Source organism: Paenibacillus sp. 01L418, from assembly GCF_056400045.1.
Genome location: NZ_JBFTSN010000309.1, coordinates 1 through 7,896, shown reverse-complemented (window position 1 = coordinate 7,896; position 7,896 = coordinate 1). Strand labels below are relative to the sequence as shown.

General features: G+C 48.6%; 6 protein-coding genes and 1 pseudogene. 2 read left to right on the top strand and 5 right to left on the bottom strand.

What is annotated here, in order from left to right; translation table 11 throughout:
- The 5 genes and pseudogenes from araD to AC1DSE_RS25830 all read right to left on the bottom strand — a co-directional run.
- Positions 1–87 (bottom strand): annotated as a pseudogene (gene araD, locus AC1DSE_RS25850) (L-ribulose-5-phosphate 4-epimerase); the annotation flags it as partial.
- 163 nt (positions 88–250) lie between these two features.
- Positions 251–1,363 (bottom strand): GntR family transcriptional regulator, encoded by a 1,113-nt coding sequence (locus tag AC1DSE_RS25845; protein WP_441878509.1) that lies wholly within the window; start codon positions 1,361–1,363, stop codon positions 251–253.
- A 142-nt stretch (positions 1,364–1,505) separates the two neighbouring features.
- Positions 1,506–2,384: a UTP--glucose-1-phosphate uridylyltransferase GalU gene (galU, locus tag AC1DSE_RS25840; RefSeq protein WP_477512560.1), complete on the bottom strand. Its 879-nt coding sequence runs from the start codon at positions 2,382–2,384 to the stop codon at positions 1,506–1,508.
- A 124-nt stretch (positions 2,385–2,508) separates the two neighbouring features.
- The gene (locus tag AC1DSE_RS25835; RefSeq protein WP_477512559.1) at positions 2,509–3,900 is read right to left on the bottom strand and encodes an ATP-binding protein; all 1,392 of its coding nucleotides are present in this window, start codon (positions 3,898–3,900) and stop codon (positions 2,509–2,511) included.
- The gene (locus AC1DSE_RS25830) at positions 3,897–4,571 is read right to left on the bottom strand and encodes a response regulator transcription factor (protein WP_477512558.1); all 675 of its coding nucleotides are present in this window, start codon (positions 4,569–4,571) and stop codon (positions 3,897–3,899) included. The genes AC1DSE_RS25835 and AC1DSE_RS25830 overlap by 4 nt, the downstream gene beginning before the upstream one ends.
- Before the next feature lie 155 nt (positions 4,572–4,726).
- Between AC1DSE_RS25830 and trxB the strand changes: the two genes are divergently transcribed.
- Together trxB and AC1DSE_RS25820 are read left to right on the top strand one after the other, a co-directional pair.
- Complete coding sequence (trxB, locus tag AC1DSE_RS25825) at positions 4,727–5,668, top strand: thioredoxin-disulfide reductase (protein ID WP_076268899.1); 942 nt, start codon at positions 4,727–4,729, stop codon at positions 5,666–5,668.
- A 237-nt stretch (positions 5,669–5,905) separates the two neighbouring features.
- On the top strand, positions 5,906–7,864 hold the full coding sequence (locus AC1DSE_RS25820; protein WP_477512557.1) for a glycoside hydrolase family 13 protein: 1,959 nt from the start codon (positions 5,906–5,908) through the stop codon (positions 7,862–7,864).
- Positions 7,865–7,896 lie beyond the last annotated feature (32 nt).

The following is a 7,896-nucleotide window of genomic DNA, read 5'->3' as shown; positions in this document are numbered from 1 at the left end:
GACGTTGCCCCAAGTAAATGTAACTAATCCGTACTTTGGAAGATCCATATTCGCTTCCCAAACCGCATGCTTCAATGCTTCTAACATGACCACTTATCGCTCCCTTCAAGCTCACATTTCTATGCTGATCCGCATTCACTTATACGGACATCGCCATAGAATATCTTTGCTTTATTATAAGTTGTACGTACAAGTGTGTCACGTCTTTTTTATTCATCCATTTAAAAAGCATTAACCGTTCAGCAACAGCTTAGCTTTGGGGCGGTCTAGTTGAATCACGTATAACAAGCTGCGGATCATATATTTTATCCTGCGTTTGTCGCCGCTGGTGCTGCTTATCCAGCATACTAAGCAGCAATTCGACCGCATCCGTGCCCATTTCTGTTTTTGGATGCGCAACGGTTGTCAGCTTCACTTCGGTAGCCGTAGCCAGATTCGCATCATCAAAACCGACAATCGAAAGATCCTCAGGCACCGTTAAGCCAGCCTGCCTTACGATATCAAGCATTTTTACAGCCAGCTCATCGTTATAGCAAATAATAGCGGTCGGCCGTTGATCCGGCTCACGCTGCAGCATCGCAAACAAGGCCTGCATCGGCTTGTCCTGCTTCTCCTCCGTCGTATAGCGCAGCAAATAATCCGGCGGAACCGTGTGCCCTTGCTCCCGATGAGCCCGTAAAAAACCGCGCATCCGGTGTACGCCTTGAAAGTCATCCGTCTTAAAAAATCCAGCKATTCGCGTATGGCCGAGCTTAATTAAATGCTCTGCGGCACGATAGCCGCCAAGCTCGTCATCCACGCGCAAGCATGGCGCATCCACGTCGCTGTATCGCTCATTGAGCATAATGTATGGGATTTTGAGCGCATCAAGCGCCAAAAAATAATTAAAGTTTGGGTTGCCCTCCGCGCTCTTCGTCGGCTCAATAATGAGCCCGGTCAGCGGCTCGCGCAGCATCGACTCCAGGCTATCCTTTTCTTTATCCTTTTCATTATCCGTGCTCGCCAGCAGAAGTCTTGCCCCTACAGCGCGCAAGCTCGATTCAACGCCTCTGACGATGGTCGGGAATATATAATCTGATATATGGGTCGTAATCATCCCGATCGTCATCCCTTGGGATGAGTTTTTCCGCTCTGGCGCAGATTGGTCCGACACGAACGTCCCTTTCCCTTGTACGCGGTAGAGCCAGCCCTCCTGCTCCAAATCACCTAGTGCTTGGCGCACCGTTTGCCGGCTCATCTCGAATTGCTTGCCGATCTCATTCTCCGATGGCAGCTTCTCGTGCGGCTTAAACTGCGCTGTGACGATCCATGATATAATTTCCTGCTTTAATTGCATATATTTGGGCGTTTGCTGTTCCTTCACTTCACACCTCAACTCCGTTAGTTGTATTCCTGTAGTATATCATACGCTGAACTTGTACGTACATGATCTCAAGTTCTAACCATAAAACCGGCCAAAAGACAAAATAAAAAGCCGCTCATTAGCGGCCTTCATTTCTCATGGATTAGAACTGCGTTTCCTTCAGCCTCTCCAGCATGTACTTTCTGACCTCATCGCCTAGATCCGCACGCTCTAATGCAAAATCAATCGTAGCTTGTACAAAACCAAGCTTGTCGCCTACATCATGTCTAATACCATCGAACCGATAAGCCATTAAAGAAGAGATATGGTTTAATTGCTGTAAGCTGTCTGTCAGTTGAATTTCCCCAGCTTTGCCTGGCGTCGCTTTCTCAAGCAGATCAAATATGACAGGATCAAGGACGTAGCGTCCAACAACCGCATAGTTGGACGGGGCTTGTCCTTGCGCCGGTTTTTCAATAATGTTGCGTACTCGCGCTACCTGCTTATCCCGCTCAATATCAACAATACCATATTTATGCGTCTGATCCCAAGGCACCTCCATCACAGCTACAACAGATGACTGTTCCCTCTCGTACACATCCATCATTTGCCGCAAGCAAGGCGGATCAGCTTTCAAAATATCGTCGCCTAGCAATACCGCGAACGGCTCGTCCGCTATGAAGCGGCGGGCGCAAAGCACTGCATGGCCAAGGCCTAGCGGCTCCTTCTGACGAACATAATAAATATCTGCCAGCTGTGATATTTTCCGCACCATCTCCAGCATTTCTTCGTTATGACGCGCTTCCAGCTCCATTTCGAGCTCGGCAGATTTGTCAAAATGGTCCTCGATCGCTCGTTTGTTGCGTCCGCTGACGATTACGATACTCTCGATGCCTGAATTTACAGCCTCTTCTACGATATATTGAATAGCAGGCTTATCGATAATAGGCAGCATTTCTTTCGGCTGCGCTTTCGTAGCCGGCAAAAACCTTGTCCCTAATCCCCCAGCAGGAATGATCGCTTTCCGAATCCGCTTCTCCACCTTAACATCTCCCCCAGCTCTTTGCTTTCTATGCAATCGCTCCTTTTATCATAACGGTTTCACCCTCGGTTTTCCATGTCTTCAAAAGCTTCCACTGTCGCTTCTATCCAGCTTCGTCCCATAACTAAGCAGTTGCTCGTGCAAATGGGAGCTTAATCATAAAGCTTGCTCCAGTAAGCTGGTCCGCACTTGGATCAAGCGCGATGGTTCCGCCGTGAATATGAATGATGGTTTGTGCGATCGAAAGCCCAAGCCCGCTCCCGCCTTGGCTTCTATCCCTTGATAAATCCCCTTTATAAAAACGCTCAAATATTCGCTCGCGATCCTCCTCATGAACGCCTATCCCGGTATCGGTAATTCGTACCACAATGGAACCATTCTGTTCGGACAAAGACAAAAAGATTTTGCCGTCCTCTGGTGTAAATTTCATGCTGTTGGCAAGCAAATTCATCCATACCTGATTAAGCTGATCACGATCAGCAGTAATTACCGTTTCCTCCATTAGCAGCTCGACCGTTTGCCTCTTGGCCATCCACTGCGGCTCGCAGGCAAGCACCACATCTCGAAGCTGGCGATCCAGTCGATAGGGCTGCGGGTGAAAAGGATGCTGCTGCGAGTCGAGCGATGCCAAATTAAGCAAATTTTCACTTAGCCGAGAAAGCCGCATGCTCTCTTGCTTAATGATGCTAATATAACGCTCCCGCTCAGCTCCAGTAACCTCCTCGCTGCGCAGTGCTTCTGCGAAGCCGCCAATCGACGTAAGGGGAGACTGCATTTCGTGCGAGACATTGGATACAAAATCCTGACGCATCATTTCAAGCTGTGATAAGCTGAGCGCCATTTTGTTCATGCCCTGCGCAAGCTCACCGAGCTCATCGCCGCGTCTTGCGGGCAGCCGTACACTGAAATCCCCCTGTGACATTCGCGTCGCAGCGTTCGTCATCATTTTTAGAGGCCTCACTAAATAACGGGCCACGATTAGAATAAGTACGCTTCCGACGAGCAGCAGCGTAACAAGCAGCGTGACAGCCGTCCATAAGAAGTTGCTATTTTGCGGAAAACGATTTGGCTGAACGAACAATGCCCATCTTTCATTGCCGAATGACACAAGTTTCCCTAAAGCAGGCGGCGAAGGCGGGCTAACCTCCTCACTAGTGTATACATCCAGCCTGACAGAGCTGCCGCCAAATACCTTTCTTAGCTGCTCGAATGTAAGTCGCTCCATAATCAGCTCGCTTCGCTCGCCAGCCCTTACTAAATAGTTGGAGCTGCTAATAGCGACAATTGACTGCCCTTGCAAGCTTGAGATCTCTTCCAAAAATGCTTGCAAATCTGCCGGCTTCGAGACGGCATAAAGCTGTTCTATGCGAGCAATCGACTTCTCCAGCTGATTGGGCAGCTGCCCCCTTGCATCCCTCTTGAACATTTGGTTCGTGAACAAAAAAGCGACCCCGATGCTAATCAGAACGATAACGAGGAATGTAGCCGTAATTCGAAAGTAAAGGCCGCGAATCATGACCATACCTCCAATCGATACCCTAGTCCGCGAATCGTTACGATACAGAAACGATATTGCTCCTCGGGAAAACGGTCCCGCAGTCTTTTGATATGGACATCAACGGTTCGCTCGTCCCCCTCATAGTCCATCCCCCATATTTGTTCTATTAGATGATCACGGGCAAAGGTTTTGCCTGGATAGCTTGCCAGCTTGAACAGCAGCTCAAACTCCTTAGGCGGCAATGTTACCTTCTCGCCACCAGCTGACATATGAAAGTCCGTTCGATTCATGAGGACATCACCGAACTCCACCGTCTGCGAAGCGGTAATCCGGTATCTTTTGAGCAGCGCCTTAACCCGGGCTATGAGCTCCGGCGGATCAAATGGCTTGACCATATAATCATCCACACCAAGCTCAAACCCCTTCACCTTTTGCGAGGTTTCCCCCTTGGCAGTCAGCATGAGCAGCGGAATATCATAGCTCGCTCGCAGTTCCGCGCAAAGCGCCCACCCGTCCATGCGAGGCATCATTACATCAATAATTGCAAGATCTGGTCGTACCACGTCCAGCTTCTCTAATGCGTCTATACCATCTATAGCTTCAATGACCTGACAGCCTTCTCTTTTTAGGAAAAGAGCTACCAGCTCGCGAATGTTTGGATCGTCGTCTGCAACTACGATTTTGGGCATTTTTTTCTTCCTCCAATTAGACTTATGTCGTTATGATTTCAGCATACATGACCAACATGAACGTTACATGAACGATATTGACTTTAAAGCTACATTATAATAATTTTAAAGTAGGATTTATTATTCAACGGAATTTTGAATGGAGGATATAGATGATGCATAAAACAATAATTATTGGTACAGGACCTGCCGGATTGACGGCTGCCATTTATTTGGCTCGCGCGAACATGGAGCCGCTCGTTATTGAAGGGTGGCAGCCAGGCGGCCAGCTTACAACAACAACAGAAGTAGAAAACTTCCCAGGTTTCCCTGATGGTATTTTGGGCAGCGAGCTAATGTCCAACATGCGTAAGCAAGCACAGCGCTTTGGTGCAAAATTCAAAACAGGCTCTGTAAAAAGCGTCGACTTCAGCAAACGTCCCTACACGCTTGATGTGGAAGGCATTGGCGAGCTGCAAGCCGAATCCATCATTATCTCTACAGGCGCTTCAGCCAAATACCTCGGCATTCCGGGTGAGCAAGAAAATATCGGTCGCGGCGTAAGCACATGTGCAACTTGTGATGGCTTCTTCTTCCGCGGCAAAAAGATTATTGTAGTAGGCGGCGGCGACTCCGCAATGGAAGAAGCCGTGTTCCTTACTCGCTTCGCTTCCGAAGTAAGAGTAGTTAACCGCCGCAATGAGCTGCGCGCATCAAAAATTATGCAGGATCGCGCTCGTGCGAATGACAAAATCGTATGGAGCCTAAACCGTACACCGCTTGAAGTTGCTGCAACAGGCATGGGCTTGCAAGGGTTGAAGGTGCGCAATAATGAAACGGGCGAGGAAGAATTGCTTGAAACAGACGGCGTATTTATTACGATCGGCCACACGCCTAACACTGGCTTCCTTGGCGGTCAAATCGACACCGATGAGCAAGGCTACATTATTGTGAAGCCGGGCACTTCCGAGACGAACATCCCAGGCGTATACGCTTGCGGCGATGTTCAAGACCGTAATTACCGCCAAGCGATTACCGCTGCTGGAAGCGGCTGTATGGCTGCTCTGGATTGCGAGCGCTACTTGGAATCACTAGCGCATGAAGCGGTTAATGCATAATTTTTTTTCAAAACTAGACTAGTACAATACGTGCAAATTATGTATAATAAAAGTGTTGAGATTTACAATAGAAAGGCAATGCTACCGCAACCATTTGTTCGCAATATGCTTCGCGTGAGCGGCGCCTGAACGTGTTATGGGAGAAGGTACAACCTCGGCTTATTATGAGCAGAGAGGTTGTGCCTTTTTTCGTGTTTCCATATCTTTTCTCACATCATCCATGAAGGAGCGATAATCATGTTATTAGAAGCTGTTTATCACAGACCGAAGCAAAACTGGGCTTACGCCTACGACGGAAAAACGCTGCACCTCCGCTTGCGTACCAAAAAAGACGATGTTGCTGTAGTTGAAGCAATCGTTGGCGACAAGTACGCGTGGGATCAAACGATCACAACGGTCCCTATGCATATTTTCACTTCGGATGCACGATTCGATTATTGGGAAACCTCCGTTATCCCTCCTTTTCGGAGGCTGCGTTATGCGTTCCGCTTAATAAGCGGAGATGAGGCGATTATTTTCTCGGATAAAGGTATCGAGCTTACACTTCCTGACAACTCAAATTCATTTTTTGATTTCCCATATATTAATCCAATCGATGTATTTGAGCCGCCAGCTTGGGTGAAGGACGCTGTCTTTTATCAAATATTCCCTGAACGCTTCGCGAATGGCGATCCTTCGATCAATCCTGAAAATGTGCTGCCTTGGGGCGGCGAGCCTACGCCAAAAAACTTTTTTGGCGGTGACCTCCAGGGTGTAATTGATCACTTGGATCATATTTCAGCACTTGGCATTAATGCGGTATATTTCACACCGCTGTTCGAAGCAACGACCAATCACAAATATGATACACAAGACTACATGAAGGTTGATCCGCATTTTGGCACAAATGAGAAGTTGAAGGAATTGGTTGATGCCTGCCATGCCCGCGGCATTCGTGTCTTGCTTGATGCGGTATTCAATCACTCAGGCAAAACCTTCCCTCCATTTGTCGATGCTCAGAAAAACGGACAGCAGTCAAAATATGCGGATTGGTTCTATGTTCGGGAATGGCCGCTGCAAGTGGTGGACGGCGTTCCGACGTACGAGACCTTCGCATTTGAGCCGCTTATGCCGAAGCTGAACACCGAGCATCCTGAGGTGAAGCAATATTTGTTCGAGGTAGCTCGCTACTGGATCGAGGAGATCGGAATCGACGGCTGGAGATTGGATGTTGCCAATGAGGTTGATCATCAGTTTTGGCGTGAGTTCCGTCAGACGGTAAAAGCAGTGAATAAAGACGCTTATATTTTGGGCGAGATTTGGCATGATTCAATGATGTGGCTGCAGGGTGATCAATTCGATGCGGTTATGAACTACCCTTTCACGAATGCAGTTCTTGATTTCTTTGCTTATCAAACGATTGATGCCTCTGACTTCGCTAATGCGATTGGAGCGCAGCTTGCAGCATATCCGCAGCAAGTAACAGAATCGGCTTTCAACCTGCTCGATAGCCATGATACGCCTCGTCTGCTTACGATCTGCGAGGATAATACGGATGCGATGAAACTTTCTTCGCTCTTCCAGCTGACCTTCCCTGGAACCCCATGTATTTATTATGGCGATGAGGTAGGCATCAATGGCGCTGGCGATCCAGGCTGCCGCAAATGCATGGTGTGGGACCCAGAGGAGCAAAACCGTGAGTTGCTCACGTTCTATACCGACGCAATCGGACTGCGCCACAAGTACAGCGCGCTTCGCAGCGCTGATATTCGCTTCGTGCACGTTGGCGCAGCAGATGGCACCTTGGTCTATGAGCGTCGTGAAGGCAGCCAACGGCTTCTTATCGCGATGAATGCTCGCGGCGAAGCGGCTGATCTGAGCTTCGTAATTGAAGCTCAGCCGACTGATTGCAACGCTGCTCCTCATGCTGTTGCTTTTAGAGGCTTTGCGAAACCAGCAGCTGCAGCTGCAACTGCTGTAAGCGAGACTTCTGCATCCCCAGTGGCTGCCTCGATCGAAAATGCTAAGGCCGATGCTAGATCGGTTGCAACAGCTGTCATCACCGATAACGGCTCATCGACTTGGTCTGTATTGTTATCAAACACTAGCAAATATGCAGTAAGCTCTTCCGTTGCAAGCAGCAACGACGGTAAACTTCAATTCACATTGCCTGCTTACGGCTATGTGATTTTGGAGCAAACAGCAAGCAACCACTAACCTTGTTTCCTTAGGGCAGTCCAATCGCGGAC